At 68.7% G+C, this 361-nt stretch carries 1 protein-coding gene; it reads left to right on the top strand.

What is annotated here, in order from left to right; translation table 11 throughout:
• Positions 1-313 (top strand): hypothetical protein (locus NE591_RS13340; protein WP_256156875.1); only part of this gene is annotated, 313 nt, incomplete at its 5' end.
• Positions 314-361: the final 48 nt, after the last annotated feature.

Raw genomic sequence — 361 nt, forward strand, 5'->3', positions numbered from 1 at the left:
AGGTGCAGGCCTGCGTGGAGCAGCTGCAGGTGCTCGCCATGAGCGCCTCGAGGGCATCGGTCTTTCCGGCGATGATCTCATGGAAATGACGGAGGCCCTTTCCGGCGACTTCATGGAAATGGTGGGGCCGATGATGGCCGCCGCCGTTCACGGCGAGGACGCGGCCATGGCCCAGGCCGAGGCGCTGGCAGCGCCGTCGGGGCCGCTCCGGCGGGGGAGGAGGCCTCCCAGCCCGTCGATATCTTCTCCTACGACAGCATCTCCGGCTACGGCGCCGCCGTGGCGCGCATGCGCTCTTTGGGCGTGGGCCTGACCGGCACTCCCGAGTTCGACGATTTCGTCGCCATGCTGAACTCCCGCC

Source organism: Adlercreutzia sp. DFI.6.23, assembly GCF_024462535.1.
Classification (GTDB): Bacteria; Actinomycetota; Coriobacteriia; order Coriobacteriales; family Eggerthellaceae; genus Adlercreutzia; species Adlercreutzia rubneri.